Source organism: Limosilactobacillus sp. C0001E2 (genome assembly GCF_056590915.1).
Map to the genome: position 1 here is coordinate 209,469 of NZ_JBWPXC010000003.1, position 25,123 is coordinate 234,591.

24 protein-coding genes, 1 pseudogene and 1 other annotated feature are annotated in these 25,123 nt (G+C 40.7%); of the genes and pseudogenes, 19 read left to right on the top strand and 6 right to left on the bottom strand.

Translation table 11 applies throughout. From position 1 onward, the window contains the following. Nucleotide 1: 1 nt before the first annotated feature. The 7 genes from yidD (at nt 2) to AC1EKL_RS04835 (ending at nt 5,378) form a co-directional block, all read left to right on the top strand. Complete coding sequence (gene yidD, locus AC1EKL_RS04805; RefSeq protein WP_480188674.1) at nt 2-235, top strand: membrane protein insertion efficiency factor YidD; 234 nt, start codon at nt 2-4, stop codon at nt 233-235. A gap of 18 nt (nt 236-253) precedes the next feature. Further along, nucleotides 254-478 carry a DUF2969 domain-containing protein gene (locus tag AC1EKL_RS04810; RefSeq protein WP_006916885.1) on the top strand — a complete coding sequence of 75 codons (225 nt, stop codon included), beginning with the start codon at nt 254-256 and terminating at the stop codon, nt 476-478. 31 nt (nt 479-509) lie between these two features. Then, the gene (locus tag AC1EKL_RS04815) at nt 510-1,706 is read left to right on the top strand and encodes an FtsW/RodA/SpoVE family cell cycle protein (RefSeq protein ID WP_006916884.1); all 1,197 of its coding nucleotides are present in this window, start codon (nt 510-512) and stop codon (nt 1,704-1,706) included. 8 nt (nt 1,707-1,714) lie between these two features. Further along, entirely contained in the window at nt 1,715-2,005 is a 291-nt protein-coding gene (locus tag AC1EKL_RS04820; protein WP_480188675.1) for a biotin/lipoyl attachment domain-containing protein, read from the top strand. Between the two features lie 63 nt (nt 2,006-2,068). Continuing rightward, the gene (locus tag AC1EKL_RS04825; protein WP_480188676.1) at nt 2,069-3,025 is read left to right on the top strand and encodes a DUF2785 domain-containing protein; all 957 of its coding nucleotides are present in this window, start codon (nt 2,069-2,071) and stop codon (nt 3,023-3,025) included. Nucleotides 3,026-3,134: 109 nt separating this feature from the next. Then, nucleotides 3,135-4,268 (top strand): D-alanine--D-alanine ligase family protein, encoded by a 1,134-nt coding sequence (locus tag AC1EKL_RS04830; RefSeq protein ID WP_480190020.1) that lies wholly within the window; start codon nt 3,135-3,137, stop codon nt 4,266-4,268. A 288-nt stretch (nt 4,269-4,556) separates the two neighbouring features. Next, nucleotides 4,557-5,378, top strand: coding sequence for a helix-turn-helix domain-containing protein (locus AC1EKL_RS04835; protein WP_040455973.1), 822 nt, complete (start codon nt 4,557-4,559; stop codon nt 5,376-5,378). A gap of 67 nt (nt 5,379-5,445) precedes the next feature. On the opposite strand, the gene AC1EKL_RS04840 is transcribed toward AC1EKL_RS04835, so the two are convergent. The 4 genes from AC1EKL_RS04840 to rpsD all read right to left on the bottom strand — a co-directional run bounded on the left by AC1EKL_RS04840 (nt 5,446) and on the right by rpsD (nt 8,712). Continuing rightward, entirely contained in the window at nt 5,446-5,928 is a 483-nt protein-coding gene (locus AC1EKL_RS04840; protein WP_480188678.1) for a universal stress protein, read from the bottom strand. A 335-nt stretch (nt 5,929-6,263) separates the two neighbouring features. Further along, nucleotides 6,264-7,520: a replication-associated recombination protein A gene (locus tag AC1EKL_RS04845; RefSeq protein WP_480188746.1), complete on the bottom strand. Its 1,257-nt coding sequence runs from the start codon at nt 7,518-7,520 to the stop codon at nt 6,264-6,266. Between the two features lie 36 nt (nt 7,521-7,556). Beyond that, nucleotides 7,557-8,018, bottom strand: a complete 462-nt coding sequence (locus AC1EKL_RS04850) for a YueI family protein (RefSeq protein WP_480188679.1) — start codon at nt 8,016-8,018, stop codon at nt 7,557-7,559. Nucleotides 8,019-8,103: 85 nt separating this feature from the next. After that, the gene (gene rpsD / locus AC1EKL_RS04855) at nt 8,104-8,712 is read right to left on the bottom strand and encodes a 30S ribosomal protein S4 (RefSeq protein ID WP_480188680.1); all 609 of its coding nucleotides are present in this window, start codon (nt 8,710-8,712) and stop codon (nt 8,104-8,106) included. Between the two features lie 359 nt (nt 8,713-9,071). Between rpsD and ezrA the strand changes: the two genes are divergently transcribed. From ezrA to thiI, 3 genes are all read left to right on the top strand, one after another. After that, nucleotides 9,072-10,772 carry a septation ring formation regulator EzrA gene (gene ezrA / locus AC1EKL_RS04860; RefSeq protein ID WP_480190021.1) on the top strand — a complete coding sequence of 567 codons (1,701 nt, stop codon included), beginning with the start codon at nt 9,072-9,074 and terminating at the stop codon, nt 10,770-10,772. 139 nt (nt 10,773-10,911) lie between these two features. Further along, the gene (locus tag AC1EKL_RS04865) at nt 10,912-12,060 is read left to right on the top strand and encodes a cysteine desulfurase family protein (RefSeq protein ID WP_480188682.1); all 1,149 of its coding nucleotides are present in this window, start codon (nt 10,912-10,914) and stop codon (nt 12,058-12,060) included. A 9-nt stretch (nt 12,061-12,069) separates the two neighbouring features. Beyond that, nucleotides 12,070-13,290, top strand: a complete 1,221-nt coding sequence (gene thiI, locus AC1EKL_RS04870) for a tRNA uracil 4-sulfurtransferase ThiI (RefSeq protein WP_480188683.1) — start codon at nt 12,070-12,072, stop codon at nt 13,288-13,290. A 66-nt stretch (nt 13,291-13,356) separates the two neighbouring features. Here the strand turns inward: thiI and AC1EKL_RS04875 are convergent. Then, nucleotides 13,357-13,725 (bottom strand): annotated as a pseudogene (locus AC1EKL_RS04875) (DUF1304 domain-containing protein). 112 nt (nt 13,726-13,837) lie between these two features. On the opposite strand from AC1EKL_RS04875, the gene tpx reads away from it, so the two are divergent. Next, nucleotides 13,838-14,332: a thiol peroxidase gene (gene tpx / locus AC1EKL_RS04880; protein ID WP_480188684.1), complete on the top strand. Its 495-nt coding sequence runs from the start codon at nt 13,838-13,840 to the stop codon at nt 14,330-14,332. Between the two features lie 190 nt (nt 14,333-14,522). Here tpx and AC1EKL_RS04885 read toward each other — a convergent pair whose 3' ends face one another. Continuing rightward, nucleotides 14,523-15,530: a cation diffusion facilitator family transporter gene (locus AC1EKL_RS04885; protein ID WP_480188685.1), complete on the bottom strand. Its 1,008-nt coding sequence runs from the start codon at nt 15,528-15,530 to the stop codon at nt 14,523-14,525. Nucleotides 15,531-15,691: 161 nt separating this feature from the next. Further along, nucleotides 15,692-15,912 (top strand) — a binding site (T-box leader). A gap of 47 nt (nt 15,913-15,959) precedes the next feature. Here AC1EKL_RS04885 and AC1EKL_RS04890 point away from each other — a divergent pair. The 8 genes from AC1EKL_RS04890 (at nt 15,960) to AC1EKL_RS04925 (ending at nt 25,110) form a co-directional block, all read left to right on the top strand. Further along, nucleotides 15,960-18,623: a valine--tRNA ligase gene (locus tag AC1EKL_RS04890; RefSeq protein WP_480190022.1), complete on the top strand. Its 2,664-nt coding sequence runs from the start codon at nt 15,960-15,962 to the stop codon at nt 18,621-18,623. Between the two features lie 73 nt (nt 18,624-18,696). Further along, nucleotides 18,697-20,016, top strand: a complete 1,320-nt coding sequence (locus AC1EKL_RS04895) for a bifunctional folylpolyglutamate synthase/dihydrofolate synthase (protein ID WP_480190223.1) — start codon at nt 18,697-18,699, stop codon at nt 20,014-20,016. A gap of 51 nt (nt 20,017-20,067) precedes the next feature. After that, complete coding sequence (locus AC1EKL_RS04900; RefSeq protein ID WP_480190224.1) at nt 20,068-20,679, top strand: JAB domain-containing protein; 612 nt, start codon at nt 20,068-20,070, stop codon at nt 20,677-20,679. 126 nt (nt 20,680-20,805) lie between these two features. Next, nucleotides 20,806-21,834 (top strand): rod shape-determining protein, encoded by a 1,029-nt coding sequence (locus AC1EKL_RS04905; protein ID WP_480188689.1) that lies wholly within the window; start codon nt 20,806-20,808, stop codon nt 21,832-21,834. Nucleotides 21,835-21,945: 111 nt separating this feature from the next. Then, nucleotides 21,946-22,797 (top strand): rod shape-determining protein MreC, encoded by an 852-nt coding sequence (gene mreC / locus AC1EKL_RS04910; RefSeq protein WP_480188690.1) that lies wholly within the window; start codon nt 21,946-21,948, stop codon nt 22,795-22,797. A 10-nt stretch (nt 22,798-22,807) separates the two neighbouring features. Next, the gene (gene mreD, locus AC1EKL_RS04915; RefSeq protein WP_480188691.1) at nt 22,808-23,344 is read left to right on the top strand and encodes a rod shape-determining protein MreD; all 537 of its coding nucleotides are present in this window, start codon (nt 22,808-22,810) and stop codon (nt 23,342-23,344) included. Nucleotides 23,345-23,799: 455 nt separating this feature from the next. After that, the gene (locus AC1EKL_RS04920) at nt 23,800-24,447 is read left to right on the top strand and encodes an amino acid ABC transporter permease (RefSeq protein ID WP_480188692.1); all 648 of its coding nucleotides are present in this window, start codon (nt 23,800-23,802) and stop codon (nt 24,445-24,447) included. An 18-nt stretch (nt 24,448-24,465) separates the two neighbouring features. Beyond that, a complete protein-coding gene (locus AC1EKL_RS04925) occupies nt 24,466-25,110 on the top strand; it encodes an amino acid ABC transporter ATP-binding protein (RefSeq protein WP_480188693.1) in 645 nt (214 codons plus the stop codon). Nucleotides 25,111-25,123 lie beyond the last annotated feature (13 nt).

Consider the following 25,123-nt stretch of genomic DNA (forward strand, 5'->3'; position numbering starts at 1 on the left):
GATGGCGAAGTGGTTAATTAAGGCGGTTCGGTGGTATCAACAATGTATTTCGCGCCGCCGACCATACCGGGTCTGTCGATTTGAACCGACCTGCTCTGAATACATGATTCAAGCAGTGGCGCGTTTTGGGATAAAGGGCATTCTTTTAGGAATTGGACGCATCCTGCGTTGTCACCCTTTAGCAAAGGGCGGCATTGATCCGGTTCCGCTTCATTTTACTTTTAAACATAACTAGATAGGTACAGGTGAAAAAGTGGCAAAAAAAGAGAAAAATATTGAGGTAAACGTTAAAGATCTTGAACGAAATCATCAATCGATTCAACAAGTTTTCATTGGGAAACAGCTGATTGGTGAAGTAACAACTGAGGAGAGCCGGTTTAAGGCCCTTCTCTTGAGCGGCAACCAAGAGTTTATTGTCCAATCACAAGAAGAAGGGTTGGAAACAATCCTGCAACAATACCATTTACATCAACGCTAATTGTTAGCGGGAGAAAGGAAGTTGACTGGACATGCAACGTTCGCAAAGCGAAGAGATTGAGTCGCGAATTGACTGGGGAATTATCTTTTGCGTACTGCTGTTAGCGTTGATTGGTTTAGCATCGATTTACGTAGCTGGGACCCACGATCGTCAACAAGTGAGCGTGGTTCGACAAGTTGTTACACAATTAGCTTGGTATGTAATTGGGACCATTTTAGTAATTGTCATTATGCAATTTGATTCCGAACAACTGTGGAAGATTGCACCAATCGCGTATTGGGTAGGAATTTTCCTGATGTATGCGATCCTAGTTTTTTACAGTCGATCATACTACGCTAGTACGGGGGCCAAAAGTTGGTTTGCAGTTGGTCCGTTTACGTTTCAGCCCTCAGAAATTATGAAGCCAGCCTATATTTTGATGATGGGGCGGGTAATTACTACTCACAATAGTGAGTATGCTGTCCACACTGTTAAAAATGACTGGCAATTAATAGGAACGATGGTCCTATGGCTATTACCAGTCCTCATCTCATTAAAACTTCAAAATGACTTTGGGACGGCTCTGGTATTTTGCGCAATTTTTGCAGGAATGATTTTAGTTTCTGGGGTAACTTGGAAGATCATCGCGCCAGTTGCAGCTGGAGCGGTCGTAATTGGTGGCTCTGTATTAGCCATGGTAACGAGTACGGTTGGACGACGAATTTTGGAACACGTTGGCTTTCAAGCATACCAGTTTGATCGAGTTGATACCTGGTTAAATCCAGCTAAGGATACGACTAACCAAGGGTATCAATTATGGCAAAGCATTAAAGCGGTCGGTTCTGGTGGAATTATGGGAACTGGATTCAACAACTCGCACGTGTACGTACCGGTGCGTGAATCAGATATGATTTTTTCAGTAATTGGTGAAAACTTTGGCTTTTTAGGAAGCATCTTGTTGATTTTGCTGTACTTATTACTTATCTATCTGATGATCCGAGTAACCTTTGATACGAAAAATGAATTTTATGCCTATGTATCAACGGGGGTTATTATGATGATCCTTTTCCACGTGTTTGAAAATATCGGAATGAATATTGGACTATTACCATTAACGGGGATTCCGTTACCGTTTATTTCAGCCGGAGGGTCTTCATTAATTGGAAACCTGATTGGGATTGGTATGATCATGTCGATGCGTTACCATCACCATTCGTACATGTTTAGCAGTAATCAGGAATTTCACTAGGTGATTCGATGATTAAATTTGAAAAACCGTGGGTAGTCGAAGAGAACGATGAAGAATTCATTTTAAAGTTTTCGCCACTACTTCTTAAGGAGTTGGGGACGATAACTTTTTTGGACCTGCCTAATCGTGGTGCACTTTTAACTGATGGAATGCCATGTATTAGTCTTGAAGCTACTAATTGGCTAGGAACTTGTAAAATGCCGGTTAGCGGTAAAGTGGTTGATGTGAATGATCAGATTGCTGGTCTTAACAGTCAAAAATTAACCAGTCAAGACTGGATTTTGAAATTAAAAAAGTGAACAGTAGCAAAGGTCTGAATCTGTGTAGGGTTTAGACCTCTTGTTATTAATGAGGAGTGTCAAATGGTAAAAAGAAGTATTACTGAAGTGCAGACGGCATTAGTCACTCTCCACCAGCAGTTAGTGAGTGGGGAGATCTATCTTGGTGCAATTCCCAAGATTGATAGCTTGATTGAGAATGTGAAACACGAAAGCCGTACGCCAGTTGAGATTGCTGAACCAGAACATCACGATCAACAAATTTTGACTAATTTTGTTAGTGATGTCCAGTCTGGACAGCATCCGCAAGTTGATGCGGAACTAATTAACGTCATTTTGAAGTTTGCTAACGCTAAATCTGTTACTTTTCGGCGGATGATTTTAGTAACGGTCGAGAGTGCATTAGAAAATAATCTAATTTCGACAGCGCAACTCAAAACGCTATTTCAACATTTTAGCCAACCAGATATTTTGTTGGCCCATATTGATCAGGCGACTAATCAGGCTGCGTTTGGTCGTTCGATTGCAGTGAATATTTTACGGTTGATATTAATTGCCGATCGTTCTGGATACTTCTTCCTCACCCAAGATGATATTTCATCCTTTTTAAATGTGGTTGGATTAATGGCAATTTTGGAACGGGATACCCGTGGATTTGTTGAGGGTGTCGGTTGGGTTCATTTATTTACTGGAATGGCGAACCTTAATAATGAACTAGCCGAACATGACGAGTTAGTCCGCGGTGATAAAATTTTCTTAATGGCGACCTTAGTAGAAGGCTATAAGAAAATTGAACATTCTTTTGCAATGGGTGAAAATGAAGATGTGGCTAACTTTTTACTGAAGCTTTTCCAACAACACCAGTTATATCAAGACTTCTTTATTGAGCAACTAAAAGTTTGGCGGAGTGAACTGAATAGTTTTAATCCGTATTCAAAGGTTCAGTGGGTCCAATTATTCAATTACCGTCACTTAATGCAGAGTTTAATCATTGACGGTAACCTGCCCGAAAAAGTAATGAAGGCGATCGTTACCGATTAATTAAGGATGATCATAGTCAAGTTAATTAGGAGTATGGTATACTTAGGGTTCAGTAAAACGGACTGAGGTTACTCGGTAAAAATAAAAAAATAAAATAGGTGGTATTTTTATGACAGAAAAAAAGCTTAATATTGCACTGCTCTTTGGTGGTAATTCATCTGAGCATGATGTTTCCAAGCGTTCCGCACACAATATCTATGACGGAATGGATAAGGATAAATATAACGTAAAGGTTTTTATGTTTACCAAAGATGGGATCTTACTTGATAATGCTGCTTCACAAAGAATTTTTGATGGTGAACCAGAAGACCAAGTGGTTAAGGAAGCATATGCCACGATGGATTTGGATTCACCATTAGCACCACTGGAAGCTTTACGAACTGCGGGGCCAATTGACTTCTTCTTCCCAGTAATTCATGGGAACCTCGGTGAAGATGGAACGGTGCAAGGACTCTTCCGGCTGTTGAAGAAGCCATACGTTGGTTCTGGGATTACGGCGAGCGCCTTGTCCTTTGATAAGGATTATACAAAGCGGATCTTAGATCTTGCCGGGGTCCGGAATACACCATACGTATTAGTAACTCCAGAAAATCGTGATCAGTACGATTGGCAAGCAATTGAAAATGAATTGGGCACAACCGTATTTGTAAAACCAGCAAAGCAGGGATCTTCAGTTGGTATTCATAAGGTTGAAAATGAGCAAGAGTACCAGGCGGCACTTGATGATGCTTTCATCTATGATTACAAGGTGCTAGTTGAGCAAGCCATCAATAACCCTCGCGAGGTGGAAATTTCCATTTTAGGAAACGAAAAGCCAATTGCATCTAAGTTGGGCGGTGTTCGTGTGCCAAAGGGTGATGCGTTCTATGATTATGAAAATAAATTTGTGGACGCTTCCGGTGTGGTTTTTGACCTTCCCGTAATCTTACCGGAAAAGTTAACCCGAGAGATTACTGAAATGGCCTTAAAAGCTTATAAGGCATTGGATATGAAGGGCTTGTCACGGATTGACTTCTTAGTGGATGAGAATGATGTTCCATACTTAGGTGAACCTAATACCTTACCGGGCTTCACCAACATTAGTTTGTATCCGCAAATGTGGAGTGTTTCTGGAATTGATTACTCAACATTGATTGATAAGTTAATTGAGTTAGGAATTGAAGAATTTAATCATCGTTCCAAGATTAAGTACTCTTTTAAGGAACTTGGCGAAGAGCACGTCGGAAAAAAGGAATATCATTAGATTCAAATTAAGATAATTTAAGATTTAGATGGACTACGATTGTATTTCATATAATCGTAGTTTTATTTATGATTTAGTTATCAAGTGGTTCTTATCGTTTGTTAATTAATTGTAATATTAAATAATTGGCAATAATTCTTAACATTTCGTAAGTAAAGTTATAAAATTAGAAATAGTTAAGCAGGAGATAGGTCATTTGTTAAATTAATTGGCATATTGATGAGTTTGATTAATATTGCTAAATTATCGCAGGATAATTTGAATATTTTAATGTTAGAAGGGGATCGTATGAAATTAAAGGGAGAGAAGCTACGTAATATTCGGCGGAAGCGGGGGCTTTCACAAACTGCGCTTTCTGTAGGAATTTGTACTCAGGCTACAATTAGCTTGATGGAAAAACAAGATCGAATTCCGAAGATGAACATTTTGACCGCAATTTGTGGCCGACTGGATATTGACGTAAGTGAAATCGTTGAAGATGACAATAATTCGATGACACTATTATTCGATCAAATTGAAAATGCTGTCGTTCACGAAAATTACGCCGATGCTAAGAAAATGCTGACAAAGATCAAAGTTAAGAATTTGGAAAATGAATTTGATAAGCAGCGGTATTACTACTTGGTTGGGATGTACCAAGTTGAAACAGATCAAGTTGATGATGCAATCTTTAACTTTGAATTGATTTTGACGCAATTTTCAACCATGAGTGCCAATATCTACTGGGCTTTAACGACTGTCGGAATGGCAATCGCCTATGAAAAGTTAAATAACCAAGCACGAGCACTCAAATTTGTCCAAAGGGCAGTTAGTTTAATTGACGAAAAACAAATGACCGGTGGACAACGTCAATGGCAAGTAATTTACCGTAACATCGCTGAATTATACATTAGTTTGAAGCAATGGAAAGATGCTATCAAAATGGCTCAACGGGGGATTAAGATTTGTCGGGAAAATGAATCATTCTTCCTATTAGATAATTATTATTACCTGATTGCTCAAGCCCAGATGGTGGGTGGACAACGGCAAGCAGCCAAGGATTCAATGGTGATTGCTAAAAATGTTGCTTTAGCAGCAGATGACCAGGATCTCGTTAAGAAGATTGGTTAAAACTAAAAAAAGAGGATAACGAAATCACTTGATGTGAAATCGTTATCCTCTTTTTTAATTGTATAGTTTACTTTTTAGGAACTGCTACTGGCTTGTTGTCCAAATTAGTCCGAATGACCATCACATCACAAACCGCGGTCCGTGTAACGAATTCAGTTACTGAACCGATTAAGATTCGTTCAACGGCATTTAAACCAGTGGCCCCAATCATAATCAAATCAGCATTTAATTTTTGGGGAACATCACGAGCAATGATCGTCTTTGGTGCCCCATATTCGATGGTGTAGCTAACTTTAGCAACGCCCTGCTTCTTTGCATAATCTACATATTCATCAAGGGTCTTCTTAGCAGTCTTAGTTACCTGTTCAACCATTGAACTGTCAAAACTTGAAATGTTTTGGAACGCCCGCGTATCAATAACGTGAAGCAAGTGGAGTTCAGTTTCATCACCATTTCGCTTGGCAAAGGCAACTGACTTCTTGAAAGCTAATTCAGCTTCTTCGGAACCATCAACTGGAACTAAAATACGCCGATATTGTTGTACAACCATGATAACAACCTCCTGTACATTTGTTACCATTATTTTACACCATTTTTGTAATCTTCGTAAAGAAACTCTAAACAAAAAGGGGCTGATATAGATCAGCCCCTCTATGTACGGAGAACTCCGTTTATGCCGTTATCTGTTCGACAGTGTTGACCTGTAGTTAAGACAGGTGGGATCTGGTGCACAATTTTCAACTACCGAATGAAAGGGCATGTTGGCCACTGTGTTAACGCTGATCCCGATACAAAATGGTTGTAAGGCAAACCTGTGAAATGAACAAAGCGTACACAATAGAATTCCCTTACCCAAATCCTAGCATATTATTTATGGATGTGCAATTAAGACTGTTTTCCCTGAGCATTGCGCAACGCCTGATATTGCTTTGCGTATGCCGTTTCAAAGCGCCCATTGTACTTTGGATGATAATATTGATCATCTTTAATGGCCGTCGGTAAGTATTGTTGACGAACCCAATCTTCAGGGTAGTCATGCGGATATTTATAATCTGTTCCGTGACCAAGCTTGGCAGCACCTTGATAATGAGCATCTTTGAGGTGATCTGGAATACTACCGTAGTGCCCCTGATGAAGCCGTGATAGAGCAGCATCAATGGCCGTGATGGCAGAATTTGATTTGGGAGACAAGCAAAGTTCAATGACCGCATTTGCGAGTGGAATCCGTCCTTCAGGGAACCCTAATCGTTCCGCCGCTTGAATAGCAAGAATGGTTCGCTCACAAGCGGGAGGATTTGCTAACCCAACATCTTCATAGGCAATCACACTGAGCCGTCGAGCAATACTTGGCAAATCACCCGCTTCAATAAGACGTGCAAGGTAGTGAAGGGCAGCGTCGACATCACTTCCGCGAATCGACTTTTGAAACGCAGAAACGGTATCATAATGGCCATCACCATTTTTATCAGCAACGAGGCTCCGTTTCTGAACACTTTCTTCGATGATGGGTAGGGTTAAATGAATTTTACCTGCGTCATTCGGTGAGGTTGATTTAGCAGCTAACTCAAGGCCATTAAGAGCACTCCGTAAATCACCGTTGGTGGCAGTTAATAATTGTGTTTCCGCATCGTCATCCATTTGAATGGGTAATTTACCTAGGCCACGTTTTGGATCCTGAAGAGCACGTTCAACGGCCACGCGCATTTCACTAGTTTTAAGGGGGTGGACTTCAAAAATTTGCGTCCGACTCCGGATAGCTGGGTTGATATTAATATATGGATTTTCAGTTGTCGCACCGATGAGGACGATTTTACCACTCTCTAAATGGGGCAAGAGGAAATCTTGTTTAGCCTTGTCTAACCGGTGAATTTCATCCAGTAGTAAAATCACAGTTCCACTCATCTTGGCTTCTTCTGCCACAATTTGGAGATCTTTCTTGCTATCAGTAGCGGCATTTAAGGTGCGGAAAGCATACTTGGTAGAACCGGCGATGGCACTGGCAATACTGGTTTTGCCAGTGCCGGGTGGTCCGTAGAGAATCATCGACGAAAGCATCTTAGCTTGGACCATTCGCCAAATGATTTTTCCAGGCCCCACCAGGTGTTGTTGGCCAACCACTTCTTCAATTGTTCGTGGGCGCATTCGATAGGCTAACGGTTCCACATGAAAGCCTCCTTTCTATAGATGAAAAATTCTTTTTAAAAGTGATGGATGGTGTTTAGTTTGCTGATCATCTTGAGGCGATTGCTGACCATACTTTTTGCTGACATCTACCGGTGATTGGTAAACAGCTTTGTGATCCGTCACAATTACGGCCAGATCATCATCGCCAGTTTTAGTTTCGGTCCCGGTCTTAATCGTAAATTGCACATTTGCGTTATTGGCGACCGTTAGGTAGTTACGGGTAAGCGAGTCGTCAATATTACCATTAATGATAACCAAACTGTCAGGATGAATAGTGAGTTCTTGGCGAAGGGCGTCAGACCAGTCTTGTTGTTTAGCCTCAGCAACGGAAATCGTCAACCACATTCGTTCACGAAACGTACCTAGGTATCGACGCTGTTCATCGGGCTTAATTTTCGGGGAACCATAGATTCCATTTTGCAGTCGTTGTTCCACATTTGAATGTTCTTCAGTCATATTACCAGCGCTCCTTTATAATAAGGCTATTGTAACAAAAAAGACCGGGAATGAATCCCGATCTTTTTGATATGGATAATGATGATTAAAGCTTGTTGTAGAATTCAACGATCAGAGCTTCATCAATATCAGCGTTCATATCTTCACGTGCTGGAAGACGAACTAACTTACCTTCGAGCTTGTCAGCATCAAATTCAACATATGAAGGACGAGCAACCACAGCGTCAACCGCGTTCTTAATAATGTCTAAGTCCTTAGACTTTTCGCGAACACCAATTACTTGGTCAACTGAAACTTCATATGAAGGAATGTCAACGCGCTTGCCATTAACGGTAATGTGACCGTGGTTAACCAATTGACGTGCTTGACGACGGGTAGTAGCCAAACCTAAACGGTAAACCATGTTGTCCAGCCGACGTTCCAAAAGAACCATGAAGTTAGTACCGTGAGTACCTTCCTTGATCTTACCGGCACGCTTGAAGAGGTTCCGGAATTGACGTTCAGTCAAACCATACATGAAACGAAGCTTTTGCTTTTCACGTAATTGAGTACCGTATTCAGATAAGCTACCACGACGATCATTACCATGATCACCAGGAGCGTATGGACGCCGAGCTAATTCCTTACCAGTACCTGAAAGTGAAACACCAAGGCGACGAGATAATCGCCAACTTGGACCTGTATAACGAGACATAAATAAATTCCTCCAATATTATTAGTTGGAGTAAAATAATCCGATTGTAAGGTCACATTCGTGCATGATGATTGGATCGTTCACCCTCGCAGCCGGGTTACTAAAAACACCAAAACGGCATCACCATGTTGACGAGCTTGCTCCTCACTGCTGCATTATTTTACACAAAGACTATCATACTATAGTGATACGCCCTAGTCAATGCAAGCTTGCTTAATATTGAAATGAAACCTTTAAATCGATAAGCATTATCCGACTGAACGGTAAAAAAATTATAATTTATGATATAATTTGAAGCGATGTAAGATTTTCACAATCCTAGTAAATTTGGTTACGATATTTTAGGTGGGTTTAACGATATGTTGCAAATTTTAATTGGTATTTTAATCATTGCATTGATTGTATTAGCCGTGATTTTCTTCTATCAGCGACGAGTTAATTCGATGATTAAAGAATTGACGGAACAATTAGAGAATTTAAATGTTGATCAGTTAGCAAAGGAATTAGCGCCGGTTCATTTGGAGAGTTTAATGGGAGAATCACTCAAAAAATTTACGGCACTGCGTAAAGATTATGATGACAACTTTGCAGGTAAGTACCAAGAAGCGCAGAAATTGGTGAAGGACATTCAGGCTAATTTGCATGGAATGAGTGTGTTTAGCACCAATCAACAGGTAAATGAACTGCGTGCATTGGTAACGGCGCTTACTACAAAGGAGCAGGAGCTGCAAAGGCAGGTTGATGAACTTAACCATGCAGTCAAGGCTCAGGATGAGGCGATTAGGGAGTTGCGCCAACAGTATAATCAGTTTGGCCGGACACTAGATGAAAAAGCCTTTGACTATGGTGATAGTCAGGATGAATTGCAAAAACGGCTAGTCAACTTAGAGAAAAAGTATGAACAATTTGCTGAAATTGCCCGGCGTGGTGATCATGAGGCCGCACAGGAACTACTGAATGATTTGCAAGAACGAACAGCTGCATTTAAAAAGCTGATTCAAGAGATTCCTGGCTTATATCGCCCTTTATATGCGGTTTTTCCAGATCAGTTGAAGGAATTGCAAAGTGGTTATCAGAAGTTAGTAGATCAAGATTATCATTTTAGTGAAGATAACATTGATCAACAAGTTGAGCAGTTAGAAAAAGAACGTCAAATGGCGCTGAAAAAACTCACGAATTTAAATATCGCTCCAGTTAAACAGGCTAATCAAAATCTAGCACAAAAGATTGATCATTTATATGATGTTATGCAAAAGGAACTGGATGCCAAACCGTTAGCAGAAAAGAACCAACCAAAAGTGGTGTCTCATTTAAACCATGCACAAAAGCAAAATCAGGAATTGATGACTGAGCTACAACGGTTGAGTAATAGTTATACATTGAATAATGATGAAATTTCGGATACGCGGCAGTTGGATGAACAATTAAAGGATATTGCAAAGCAGTGTCAGGATGATCAAGCAATGCTTGATAAACATACGGCGATTTTCAGTGTTATTTGGGAACGTCAGCAAAAGTTAGAAAATAATCTTTTAGAGATTGAAAAGCAACAGAAGGCCATTAATGATGGTGTAGCAAGTTTGCAAGCTGATGAACAACGTGCACGCAAGGCATTACAACGGTTTGTAACCGATATTCGTGCAACAAAACGCCGTGTAGAAAGTTTAAACCTACCTGGAATTCCACAAGATTACTTAGACTATTTCTTTGTGGTGAGTGATGAAATTACCAAATTATCAACGGCAATGAACCAACAACAAATCAATATGGAAGATATTACGAAACAATTGTTGATTGTCCAAGATGATTTGGAAACATTACATGAAAGGACCGATAATTTACGTGATAGTGCTGCTTTGACTGAGCGGATGATTCAATATGCTAATCGGTTAAGCACAACCAATGATACGATTGACCAAGATATTCAAAAGGCTCAGGAATTATTCAACCGCCACGAATATTCATCGGCATTGGAAACGATCGGTACGGCCCTGGAAGAAGCAGAAGCTGGTTCGTTTAAACGAATTGAAAAGGATTATTACCAACAGATGAAGAATTAAAACTAAATAATAAGGGCGATTCAACTCAGTAATGAAACAGTTACGACTTGAGAAATCGCTTTTTTAGTTACCAATAGTAAGTAATGTTTGTTATAATCAAACGATGACTAGAAATTGGTAAGGGAAAAGGGGGATTAGTTTGATCTATTTCGATAACAGTGCAACAACGCAGATTAGTCCGGAAGCTTTGACGACCTATAATACGGTTAGTCAAAAGATTTGGGGAAATCCATCGAGTTTGCATAATTTAGGAGAAACTGCATGGAACCTTTTGCAGCAGTCACGCAAACAGATTGCTGATTTATTCAGTGTCCAACCAGGAGAAATTGTGTTTACAAGTGGTGGTAGCGAAGGTGATAACTGGGTTATTAAGGGAACCGCGTTAGCAAAACGGCAATTTGGTAAGCATATCATTACCAGTTCGGTTGAACATGCAGCCGTGAGAAATTCGCTTCACCAATTGGAAGAATTAGGGTTTGATGTAACCTATCTCCCTGTTGATGGAGAAGGACGGGTAGATCCAGCAGCAGTTCAGGAGGCTATTCGTCCTGCTACGATTATGGTTTCAATCATGGCTGTCAATAATGAAATTGGAACTGTCCAACCAATTAAAGAAATTGGTGAAATTTTGAAGAACTATCCACGGATTCACTTTATGGTAGATGCCGTGCAAGCGATTGGTAAGGGATTAGATGATGTTGTTTTTAGTGAACGGGTGGACTTTGCGACGTTCTCTGGGCATAAATTTCACGCACCACGTGGAACTGGCTTTGTTTATAAGAAGAATGGCCGTCAACTAATGCCACTAGTTAATGGTGGTGGCCAGGAACAAGGCCTTCGTGGCGGTACCGAGAATACTCCTGGTGACGCGGCAATGGCCAAAGCCATTCGGTTAATGAAGGAAAAGGAGACCGTAACGGTTCAGCAGGAAAGAGAAGTTAAGCAGCGGATTATGGACCATCTAAAAGGTTTTCCTCACGTTAAGGTGTTCTCGAAAAATGATGCTGGGTTTGCCCCACACATTTTGTGCTTTGCAATTGTTGGTGTACGGGGTGAGACTGTCGTACATGCCTTTGAAGATCGGGGAATTTATCTTTCCACGACCAGTGCATGTTCATCCAAAAAGGACACGGAAACGAGCACCTTGTCTGCAATGAAGGTACCGCAAAATGTTGCGGAATGTGCAGTGCGGGTTAGTTTGGGGGATCAGAATACGTTGACAGAAGCTGAACAATTTAACCAAACTTTTGATGAACTATATGCAGGTTTTAAAAAGATTTTAGATTAGGAGGCGGCTATGCAGTACGATGAAATAATGGTTCGCTATGGTGAACTGTCTACGAAGGGACGCAATAAGCGGCATTTTATCGATCGGTTAGGCACCAACGTACGGGATGCGCTTCATAAATTTTCCAAAGTGAAAGTTCATCCTAATCCTGACCGGTTGCACGTGATTTTAAATGGTGAAAATAGTACCGAAGTGATGAGTCACTTGAAAAAGGTTTTTGGAATTCAAACTTTCTCACCGGTCTTAAAAGTTGCTAAGGATTATCAAGCAGTTTGTGACGCCGCAAAGGAAATGTTGGCTGATCAGATTACTGAACCAGCAACTTTTAAAGTGGAAACCAAGCGAAGTGACCACCACTTTGAAATGGATACTTTTCAAATGAATCGAGAATTAGGTGGGTTCATTTTAGACCACTTTGGTGATCAATTGACGGTGGACGTTCATCATCCGGATATCACGGTGTGGGTAGATATCCGACTAGATGGGATCTATTTAAGTAGTGAAGTCATCAAGGGGGCTGGTGGATTACCAGTTGGTACAGCTGGAAAGGGAATGATGATGCTTTCTGGCGGAATTGATTCTCCGGTAGCTGCTTACCTAGCATTAAAACGTGGTGTTTCTCTAGAAATGGTCCATTTTTATAGTCCGCCCTATACTAGTGAGCAAGCGCTTGCTAAAGCCAAAGAATTGACGGGTAAGTTGGCGCATTATTGTGGAAGTATTAACTTTATTGAAGTGCCGTTTACTGAAATTCAAGAGACGGTTAAGGAAAAGGTCCCCGAAGGCTATTTGATGACCATTCAACGGCGTTTTATGTTGCGGTTAGCGGTGGAAATTGCTAATCGGCGGAAAGGATTAGCGGTCTTCAATGGTGAATCCCTTGGTCAAGTTGCCTCACAGACGATGGAAAGTATGCGGACCATCGAGGAAGTTACTAATTTACCGGTTTTACGGCCAGTTTTGTCGTATGATAAAACGGAGATTATTAAGATTGCCGAAGAAATCGGTACTTATGATTTATCGATTTTGCCATATGAAGATTGTTGTACAGTCTTTACACCGCCTTCTCCAAAGACCAAGCCACGGATTGATCGGGCACAAAAGTATGAACAGGTCTTGGATATTGATGGCTTAATGCAACGTTCGCTTGATGGAATTAAAATCACTAAGATTCACGCTGGTGATGAATTTCTCAATCAAAACGAGGACGTCTTTGCTGAATTACTTTAGAAAAAAACGATGGGATTAAACCGCTAAGGGTTACATAATCCCATCGTTTCTTTTTTGGACCAGTCTTTACTTGGCGATCCACAGAGCAATGATGGCTAACACCGCTGGTAAAAACTGGATTAGCCAGATTTTTTTGGTTGCAGTAAAACCACCATAGCAAGCGACCACCGCAACGTAGAATAGTAATAATAGTTGGACGTTATATTGCACTGGGCCACTAAAAAGCTAAAAACTAAGTAACAATGAAAGGCCCAACATACCGTTATAAATTCCCTGATTTGCTAGAAGGACGCGAACTTCAGGGATTTTTGTGAAGTCTGACGATAGGTCAAAATATTTTGCTTGTTGTTGGGGCTGACCAAACATTTCCAAAAGCATAATGCCGAGGTGCTCGATACCAACCACGACGACCAAAATAGTTGCAATTATTAACATTGTTTGCTCCTTTTCAAATTTAGTAGGTTAATTATATATTTTTTAGCTCCTTAGGGAAAGAGTTTGTTATACTTAGGCTAAGTTAAGAATTTTAGTGAAGGAGCATTGCAAGATGGAAATCACAATTAATGGTGAACAGCGTCAATTAGTGGGCAATCCACCAATGGTTGGTGAAGAATTACCTCACTTTAAAGTTTTTGATCAGGATAACGAAAAGGTAAAGACGAGATTCTTATTTGGCAAACCAACGTTACTGAGTGTGGTTCCGGACATTAACACTCCAGTCTGCAGCCTACAAACAAAAAAGTTTAACCAAACAATGGATCAATTTTCCGGAGTGAACTTCCTCACGATCTCCACTAACCGAATTGAAGATCAACAAAAATGGTGTGCAGCAGAAGGCGTCAAAAAGATGAAGCTAGTGTCTGACTATGAACAATCTTTTGGCTATGCCATGAATTTATTAATTCCAGATGAAGGTGTATTGGCACGGTCAGTATGGGTTATCGACGCTAACGGCAAGATTGTTTACCGGCAAATCGTGAGCGAATTAACGGATGAACCAGATTATGATGCGGCACTAGCAGAGTTGAAAAAGTTATTGTAGAGGGTGAGGTAAGATAACTAACCAATGGGAAAGTTGACGAATTATACTTACTATTAGCCTTCAAGCAAGCTCGTCCGATTGTGACGAGCTTTTTTTATGAACCTTTTTAGAAATGTTACGTAAAAAAGCCCACTATAAAGTGGACCGTATTGTGGGTATGACCAATTGTTATCAAATAGGTTATTAGTGCTTAGTTATTTTGATCATTCAAATTATTTGGAATAAAAGAAACATCGGTATCAATAATCCCAAATTTAGTTTTCATTATTGACTCAAGCCGTTCAGCAAGCTCAAAACTATCACTTACCTTCATGTTTCCATCAATAACAACTGAAACGCTGAGAGTTACCAAATTTCCATTATAGTGTGCTTTAAGCTTAGGTACGTTAAAGATTTGAGGCATTTGCATGATGGTGTCCCGGTATTCTTGTTCTGCCGCTGGACTAAAGTAATCTGTTAAATTCAGACTGCTTTCCCGGAAAATACTTAGACCTGAATATAAAATAAAGAAGCCAACAACGATGCTAGTTGCAGAATCTAACCATTTAAGTTGAAAGAGCATCGCACCCAAAAGCGAGATAAAAGTCCCGATGCTTGTAAAAGCATCGCTTAAACTATCCTGTGCCGACGCTAACAGAGCAGCATTGTTCAATTTTTGCCCAGCCTGTCGATTCATAAACCAAATAACTAACATAATAATAGCAGCAATTCCGGCTCCAATAAGTGCGACTGGTTGTGGTATAATTCGGGTTTGTGGGCTAATCAATCCTTTAATGCCATCGTAAATAACGCTGATTGCAATTGCAACCATGACTGCGCCTGTAATTAATGAAAAAATAGTTTCATATCGCCAGCGAACAAACTGCATTCGTTGGTCTGAGCTAAGGTTGTTGTGTGTTTCTTCACCCGACATCTTAGCTCCTACGAGATTATTATCATCAATACCGCGGGCTATGTGGAGACCAATCATTAATAGAAATGTGGAAACAATACCGGAAAGATTATTAAATGCGTCTGCTCGTAAAGTTTGCGATTTACTAAGATATGATAACCAATATTCAATGATTGAAATAGTAACATAAGCAACCAAATTGTAGATAAGGTGTTGTTGAGAAAGCTTGATATTACTTAATTCGTTTTTTGGAATGGTTTTCCATTGGGTTATTTCTTTTGATAAATGCTGATCTATTTTAGACATTAGATAACCTCCTAAAAAAACTAAAAGTATATTATCATAGGCCAAATATTTATTTCTAATGTTTTTTGAAGAAATTATTAGGTCAGTTGTAAATATTCTTAACAATAAATTGCCCGAAATTAATACTTGACGGAAATTGATTATTTAGCTAAGATACACTTTAATAAGCATTGACCGAAAGAGTAGTAAAGCGGTACTTAGACAAGCGAAATCCTGATGGTGTGAGGGGATTAGTTAAACTTTATGAAGGTAGTTCGGGAGCTGATATGCTGAAGCTATTAGTAGGCATATCCGGTTCATTTACCGTTACTAAATGGTAAAGTGGAGTATGCGTTGCTGCATACTTAATTTAGGTGGTACCGCGAGTAAGCTCGTCCTATTGTAAGGGCGGGCTTTTTTGTTTACCACCATGAAAGGAAGTTTTTAATTATGACAGACCAATCAAAAGAAATGTCAACCAAGTACGATCCGACTGCCGTTGAAAAGGGTCGCTATGCTTGGTGGCAAGACCATGGATTCTTTAAACCGAGTGGTGATAAAAAGGCACACCAGTATTCAATTGTTATTCCGCCACCGAATGTTACAGGTAAGTTGCACCTAGGCCATGCTTGGGATACAACCCTGCAAGACATGATTATTCGTCAAAAGCGAATGCAGGGCTATGATGTTCTTTGGCTCCCTGGAATGGACCACGCAGGAATTGCTACTCAAGCCAAGGTTGAAGCCCGGTTGCGTAAGCAGGGCATTTCGCGTTATGACTTAGGACGGGAAAAGTTTGTCCAACAAGTTTGGGATTGGAAAGACGAATATGCAGATATTATCCATAAACAATGGGCTAAGATGGGAATCTCGGTTGATTATGATCGTGAACGATTTACCCTTGATGAAGGGCTAAACAAAGCCGTACGGAAAGTCTTTGTTGATTTATACAACAAGGGACTTATTTATCGGGGAACCTACATTATTAACTGGGATCCGCAAGCACGAACGGCCTTGTCTGATATTGAAGTTATTCATAAGGATGATAAGGGTGCCTTTTACCACGTTAAATATCCATTTACTGATGGCACAACATTTAACGGTAAGGACTACATTGAAATTGCAACTACCCGTCCAGAAACAATGTTTGGGGATGAAGCAGTTGCAGTTAACCCTCATGATGATCGGTATAAGGAATTAGTCGGCAAGCATGTTCGGGTTCCACTAGTTGATCGGGAAATTGAAATTATTGCCGATGATTATGTCACTCCTGATTTTGGAACTGGGATGGTTAAGATTACTCCAGCGCATGATCCAAACGACTTTAAGGTCGGTAAGCGGCACAATCTTCCAGAATTAAATACCATGAACGAAGACGCTTCCATGAACGAAAATGCGGGTAAGTATGAAGGCATGGATCGCTTTGAAGCACGGAAGGCCATGGTAAAGGATTTACAAGACCAAGGATACATGCTTAAGATTGATCCAATTGTTCACTCAGTTGGGCATTCCGAACGGACTGGGGTGCAAGTTGAAGCACGGTTGTCAACGCAATGGTTTGTTAAGATGAAACCATTAGCTGAGGCTGCATTAAAGAATCAAAAGACATCAGATCGGGTCAACTTCATTCCAGGACGGTTTGAAAATACCTTTACGCAGTGGATGGAAAATATTCATGATTGGGTTATCTCACGTCAATTATGGTGGGGACACCGAATTCCAGCTTGGTATAACAAGCAAACTGGTGAAATGTACGTGGGGATGGAAGCCCCAAAGGATGCAGAAAATTGGGAACAAGATCACGACGTCTTAGATACTTGGTTCTCGAGTGCATTGTGGCCATTTTCAACAATGGGGTGGCCAGATACGGATGCCCCAGATTACAAGCGTTACTTCCCAACCAGTACGCTAGTTACCGGGTATGATATTATTTTCTTCTGGGTTTCCCGGATGATTTTCCAATCGCTTGAGTTTACCGGCAAGGCGCCGTTTAAGAATGTTCTCCTCCACGGGTTAATTCGTGACGAACAAGGTCGTAAGATGAGCAAGTCATTGGGAAATGGAATTGATCCAATGGATGTCATTGCTAAATACGGTGTAGATGCTTTACGTTGGTTCTTAGTAACTGGTTCGACTCCTGGTCAGGATATTCGCTTCTCATATAAGAAGATGGATGCGGCATGGAACTTCATTAACAAGATTTGGAATGCCAGTCGTTACGTTATCATGAATTTAGATGGGATGGAGCATGCACCACAGTTACCTGATAAGAGTAAGTGGGACTTGGCAGACCGGTGGATTTTAGCTAAATTGAATGCAACGGTTAAGCAAGTGAATGCTCAATTTGAGAAATTTGAATTTGGTGAGGCTGGCCGAGCCCTTTATAACTTTATTTGGAATGATTTCTGTGATTGGTATATCGAAATGTCCAAGGAAAAGTTGACTAATGGAACGCCAACTGAAAAGGAAGATACCAAGAATATTTTAGCTTACGTTCTGGATCAAACGCTGAAATTGATTCACCCAATTATGCCATTTGTGACGGAAAAACTATGGTTATCAATGCCACATGATGGTGAATCAATTATGGTCAGTGATTACCCAGTTGCACATGCTGAATTAGCAGATGCCAATGCCGTTGAACAAATGAGTGACCTTATTAATCTGATTAAGGCAGTGCGGACGATTAGAAATGATGCGGGTGCACCATTATCTAAACCAGTTAACATGCTAATCAAGGTCGATACTGAAGCATTAGGGAACATTTTCCGCGATAATCAGGATTATATTCAACGGTTCTGTCATCCAGCAGAATTGACGATTGGAACAGAAGTTGAAGTACCGAAGTTGGCAATGAGCGGTATCTTAGCAGGAGCAACGGTTTATATTCCAATGGCAGAATTAGTGGACCTTAACGAAGAGAAGGCGAAGGTTCAAGATGAAATTGCAAAATTGCAAAAGGAAGTAGAACGTTCTGCTAAGAAGTTAGGTAACGAAAAGTTTGTTCAAAACGCACCAGAAAAGGTTGTAAACGATGAACGTAAGAAAGCTGCTGAGTGGCAGCAAAAATTAAATGCTGCCAAGGAGCGATTAGCATCGCTCGAAAATGCATAGCAGACTAGCGGGGCGTGAATACGAAGTCAGATATGGCTTCGGTCACGCCTCTTTTTATTAAAAGGAGAATTAAATGGTAATTCAAACTTATGAGGATGCGTTAAATTTTATTCATCAGCGGCCGCGTTTTAAGAAAAAGCCAACCCTGGCTCGGATGCGCTTATTTTTGCAACGATTGGGCAATCCACAGCGTGGCCAAAGATATATTCACGTTACCGGAACTAACGGTAAAGGGTCTGTAGTGGCAATGACCAGGCAAATTTTGATGGAACAAGGTTTAACGGTCGGATCATTTACTTCTCCGTTCATTACCCGATTTAATGAACGGATTGCAATTAATGGAGAACCGATTGCAGATCAGGACCTGCTGCACTATGTTCAACAAGTGGTACCAGTTGTTGAAGCCCTTGATAAAGAACTGCCAGAGGGCGGACCAACAGAGTTTGAAATTGATACCGCAATCATGTTTTGCTATTTTGCGGATCATGACCTAGATGTAGTAATTTTAGAAGTCGGCATTGGGGGATTATATGATTCAACGAATATAATTGAAGATCCGATCGTGACAGCAGTAGTGACCGTTGGCTATGATCATATGAAATACTTGGGCTCCACCATTGCGGATATCGCGCGACAAAAGGCGGGGATTATCAAAAATGGGGCACCAATGGTCATTGGTAATCTACCGAAGGATGCACAACGCATGATTGAACAAGTGGCAAAGAAACATAATTGTACTGTCTATCAGTTTGGTCGCGATTTTCGAACAACACTGGTTGGTCATCAAACAATTTATCCAGAGTTGAGTTATTCAGGACTCCAATTGCATAATGAGCGGTATCGTTTATCGTTGGCTGGTGATTATCAGCTTGCTAATTGTGGGATTGCAGTGACGATCGTCCAACTCTTTATGCAAGCTGGTGGCTTGAAGTTAGATCGGCGTGCAGTTAAACAAGCTCTCCAGAATACTAAGTGGCCTGGTAGAATGGAGCTGGTTAATCAAGAACCAATGATAATTCTAGACGGGGCACACAATCTTCCGGGAATGCAAGCACTAACTGAAACCATTCGTGGCGATTTTAAAGGGCATGAAGTTTATGTATTAGTGGCGATTTTAGCTGATAAACAGTATGAATTGATGCTCGGTGAATTAGCTAGCCTGAGCAACGTTCATATTATGGTAACGACTTTTGACGGTCCATATGCTGGTCGTAAGAGTGCTGACCTAGGTGCGGTGGTAAAAATGATCCCAAGCCACCATCCCATTCAAATGGTTCCAGATTGGCAGCGAGCATTTGCTAAACTTGCTACGCAGGTTTCTACGGATGACGTCATTTTAGTTACTGGATCCTTATACTTTATTTCTGATGTCCGACATTTAATGTTGGATTAAAAATAATTTGACTGATTTCTTCCGTCTATAAAAAGTGAAGGGAGAGATTAGATGATTTTAGATAATACAAGTAGTAATTACCACCAATTAGTTCGGAAGTATTTTGCTGATCAGCCGCAAGTAGCGGAAGCGCTACTGCTTAAGTCACCAACACCGGCAGATTTTCATCATTTAACTAAAAACGAGCTCCGGTATTTAAAGGGAACTAGTCCAGCAGAAGTGGAGAAATTTTTGTTGGCGGTGCAACTTGGTGCACTCATTGTCAAGAGTCCGCGGAACCTTTATGGTCACGCATATTCCAGTGCGCTAGTGGGAAAGAACTTTATGAACGAGTATGCCGGTGACCAACAGGAGAGCGTTGTGGTTCTATGTACGGATGTTCATAATGAAATTATTGCCCGTCAGCAGTTATTCATTGGTGGGCGGAGCCAGTGCAGTTTGTATCCAGATCAGATTTTTCGCTACGCACTCAAAAATTGCGCAGCGGGAGTGATTATTGTGCATAATCACCCAACTGGCTACAGCGAACCGTCAGATAATGATTTAATGATGTGTCAACACCTTGAACGAGCTGGAAACCTCATTGGAATTCAGCTAATTGATTTTCTAATTATTGGTCATAATAAATACTATAGTTGGCGGGAGTGCGCGGCGGATCTTTAATTATTTTTAAATGTCAGGAAAAAATTGGTTTTTTTATGCTGAGTGTAGTATATTGTGACTGTTAATCTGTAGAACGGCTATGGTATAATACTGCTGTTCTATAATAAAAAGATACTTGAAACCAAAATGAAGGGACGACATAGATTGCCATTAGGAATTGGAACCAAAAATATTGGTATTGATTTAGGAACTGCCAATACAATTGTTTACATTGAAGGTAAGGGAATCGTTTTACGTGAGCCGTCTGTGGTTGCACGAAATAAAAAGTCTGGCGAAGTGATTTCGGTAGGTGAAGCCGCCCGGGATATGATTGGACGGACGCCGGCTAGTATTGTTGCGATTCGGCCAATGAAGGACGGTGTGATCGCTGATTATGATACGACGGTTGCCATGATGAAGTACTACATGGATAAGGCGCTTGGTGGTAATGCTGGGAAGCCATACGTGATGGTTTGTGTGCCAAGTGGAATTACTGAAGTTGAAAAACGAGCAGTAATTGATGCTACCCGTGTTGCGGGGGCCCGGGATGCTTACGTTATTGAAGAACCATTTGCAGCTGCGATTGGTGCTGGTTTGCCAGTCATGGATCCAACCGGGAGCATGGTTGTTGATATTGGTGGTGGAACCACTGATGTTGCTACCATTTCACTTGGTGGAATTGTTTCTAGTCGTTCTATCCGGATGGCTGGTGACAAGATGAATGATGCCATTATTCAATTTATCCGGCAAAATAAGAACCTTTTGATTGGTGAACGAACGGCTGAAAAGCTCAAGTGGGATATTGGTTCAGCTTCGCTTGAAGCTGCTAAAGATATGGAAAGCTCAGAAGTTCGTGGCCGCGATCTCGTCACTGGATTGCCAAAGACAATGGAAGTGACCGCAGAAGAATTATCTGGCGCACTACAGGATGTCGTGGCGGAAATTATTGAAGCAATCAAGTCGACCCTTGAAGAGACATCACCGGAAATTGCAGCGGATGTTATTGACCACGGGATTGTGTTAACTGGTGGTGGTTCACTTTTGAAGCATTTGCCAGATGTAATTGCTGATGCTACGAAGGTACCGGTCTTTATTGCGAATGATCCGCTGGATTGTGTTGCAATTGGAACGGGAGAATCCCTCAAGAGCATTGATGTAATGAAGAAGAAAAAGTAATTCAAATAAACCAATTGAGAATTAATTATCCAGATGGGCGGGGCGAGTCGCAAAACGATGTGTTTTGCCAAGCTCCGCTTCACTTTTCTCAATTGGGAGGAGGATTTCAGAATGCGCAAGTTTTTTTCAAACCGGCGATTAGTATTTATTGTGATCGTGCTGGTTCTTGCATTCGGTTTAATGGGTGGATCAGTCGCTTTACGAAATCGGCGACAGACGCCACCACTGATTCAGCAATTTGGCAATGACATTGTCGGTATGGTTGATGGGGTAATAGCTTATCCCGTCAACGCAGCTCAAAATGGCGTTCAGTCATTTACTGAACTGTTGAATACTTATTCCGAGAATGAAAAATTAAAAGAACAAGTATCTGACTTAGCTCAGGCTAAGGTTCGTGATCAAACCTTAGCCAAGGAAAACCGAGAGTTAAAGAAGGAACTTAAAGTTAACAAGTCGATGACTGACTATACTACCATTAGTGCTGCTGTGATGTCGCGAACCCCTTCATCTTGGCAAAAGCAGCTGGTTATTAATAAGGGCCAGACAAGTGGCATTAAGAAGAATATGCCTGTAATGTCATCTGGTGGTTTAATTGGTCGAATTACGGAAGTTAATAAAACCAATAGTAAGGTGGAATTATTAAGTAATACTAGTGAATCCGCCAATCGTTTTGCCATCCAAATTGACGGTGAAGGTGGTAAAACCGTGAACGGAATCATTACTGATTATGATTCTGAAAGTAATAGCTTGATTATGGGGCAGGTAACCTCAAAAGCAAAGATCAAGAAGGGAACCAAAGTTACGACTAGTGGCATGGGAGGTATTACTCCAAAGGGACTGTATGTCGGTCGAGTATCTAAGGTTGGTAAAGACGATTATGGTCTTGCCCAAAAAATTTATATCAAGCCAGCAGCCAACTTTAACGATGTTAATATCGTGACTGTGGCTGAATTAGATTCATAGGAGGGATCAAATGTACCGGTTATCTCGCTTAAGATTTCTATTTCCGATTGGCTTGTTTATCACATTTTTTCTGGATGGTTCGTTTAGTAAGGTTTTTGCCAATCAGTTCTTCAGCTATCCATATTCAATGGTCAGTCAATTAGTGTTGCTGTGGTTGGTGTTAGCTTACTTTTTTGAAAGTAATATCAAGATTCCATTGTATGGATTTGCGATTGCAGTTGGTGTGTTGACCGACTTATTCTATTCGGGGATCTTTGGATTATTTATTGTCTTGTACCCACTGATTGTGTGGTTAACGAAGTTGTTGGCAACATTTTTTAACGAAAACTTTTTTAACACCTTGTTGATTTTCTTTATTGACGTTTGTGTATTTCAACTCTTAAATTATTGGGCATTTTTGCTAATTGGAGTAATCCATGTCAACATGGGCAGTTTTCTGCTGGATACCTTAGCACCAACGTTAGCATTAAACTTAGTTTATTTTGTTCTATTGTATTGGCCAATTCATGCACTTTATGTACGAGCCTTGGCTAAGCAGCGTTCATAAACTATTATGAGAATTTTTTAATATTAATGTTGACATTCGAATAAAACGTGGTTATTATACTTATAACAAATTAAAGACGAAGAGCAGACTAGTAGAGTGATTGGTTCTTTACAGAAAGTTTCAGTGGCTGAGATGGGACATGAACTGGTGCTTGAATCACAACTGTGAGTTGACTATTGACAAAAAAATGGTCCGGGGAAGCCCGTTACAGCGCGGAGTTTATTTGAACTTGCTGAGGTTAGATTCGTGAGAATTTAACAATAATGAGGTGGAACCGCTGCAAAGCCCTCTTACTACGTTGAGTAGTAAGAGGGCTTTTGATTTCAAATGAACTTGTTGAGGTAACCAGTGTAAGCTGGTTATGAATTGGGGTGGAAACACGGTCTAGCGTCCCCTTGGAGATTATTCCAGGGAGGCGTTTTTTGTTTGCTCAGACAGAGAGTAGGAGGTTGCTTATGTCACTAAAATATGTATTTGAAATTTTACCATCATTATTTCAGGGTGCAGGAATGACGTTGGAGTTGTTCTTTCTTACGTTAATTGGGTCATTACCCTTGGGAATTATATGTAGTTTAGGATTAGTATCAAAAATTCGCCCACTTAAATGGATTCTAGAATTTTATGTGTGGCTGATGCGTGGAACGCCGCTGCTATTGCAATTAATTTTTGTCTTTTATGGTTTACCAATTGTTGGAATCGTTTTTCAACGTTTTGATGCAGCCTTAGTTGCCTTTATCCTTAATTATGCTGCCTACTTTGCGGAAATTTTCCGGGGTGGATTACAATCCATTGATGAAGGGCAGTACGAAGGAGCACGGGTTCTAGGTCTGAGTTATTGGCAAACGGTTCGGAAAATTGTGATTCCTCAAGTGGTTAAAATCGTGATTCCATCAATCGGTAACGAAGTTGTTAACTTAGTTAAGGACTCCTCATTGGTTTACGTCATTGGGCTGGGCGATCTTCTACGGGCTGGAAACGTAGCTACCGCACGAGATGTTACTTTAGTTCCATTAGTATTAGTTGGGGTTATTTACTTATTGATGGTTGGAATTTGCACCTTTATTCTACACAAGGTTGAACAACGTTATTCTTACTATAAATAAACAAAGGGGGGCTTTAAAATGTTAAAAGTCGCAAATTTAAAAAAGAGTTTTGGCGGTCGACAAATTCTTGATGATGTTAATTTTACGGTTGAAGATGGAAATATTTTGACCATTGTTGGCCCATCTGGAGCCGGAAAGACGACCCTTTTACGTTGTATCACGGGATTGGAAGCTGCTGATTCTGGAACTTTCACAATTGACGGCAAAGAATTTAATCCCCAAGATTTAACGAGTGCTGATAATGTGATGGGAGTAGTCTTTCAAGACTTTAACCTTTTTCCACACCTATCAGTTCTAGAAAATCTAACACTTGCTCCAACCTTAGTTTTAAAGCAAGAGCGCAATACAGCTGAGAAAAAGGCGCGGGAATTATTGGAACAATTAGGTTTAAAGGGTAAGGAACAACTTTACCCATATCAACTTTCTGGTGGACAGAAGCAACGAGTAGCCATTGCTCGGGCATTGGCAATGCAACCGAAGATCCTTTGTTATGACGAACCTACCAGTGCACTAGATCCGAATCTGCGGGATGAAGTCGCTAATCTGATATTGTCATTAAAGGCGCAAGGAGTTACTCAATTAGTAGTTACTCACGATATGGAATTTGCCAAAAAAATTGCAGATAGTATGTTGACGGTTCAAGCATTGGATCAGCAAAGCTAAAGTGAGAGGGTGA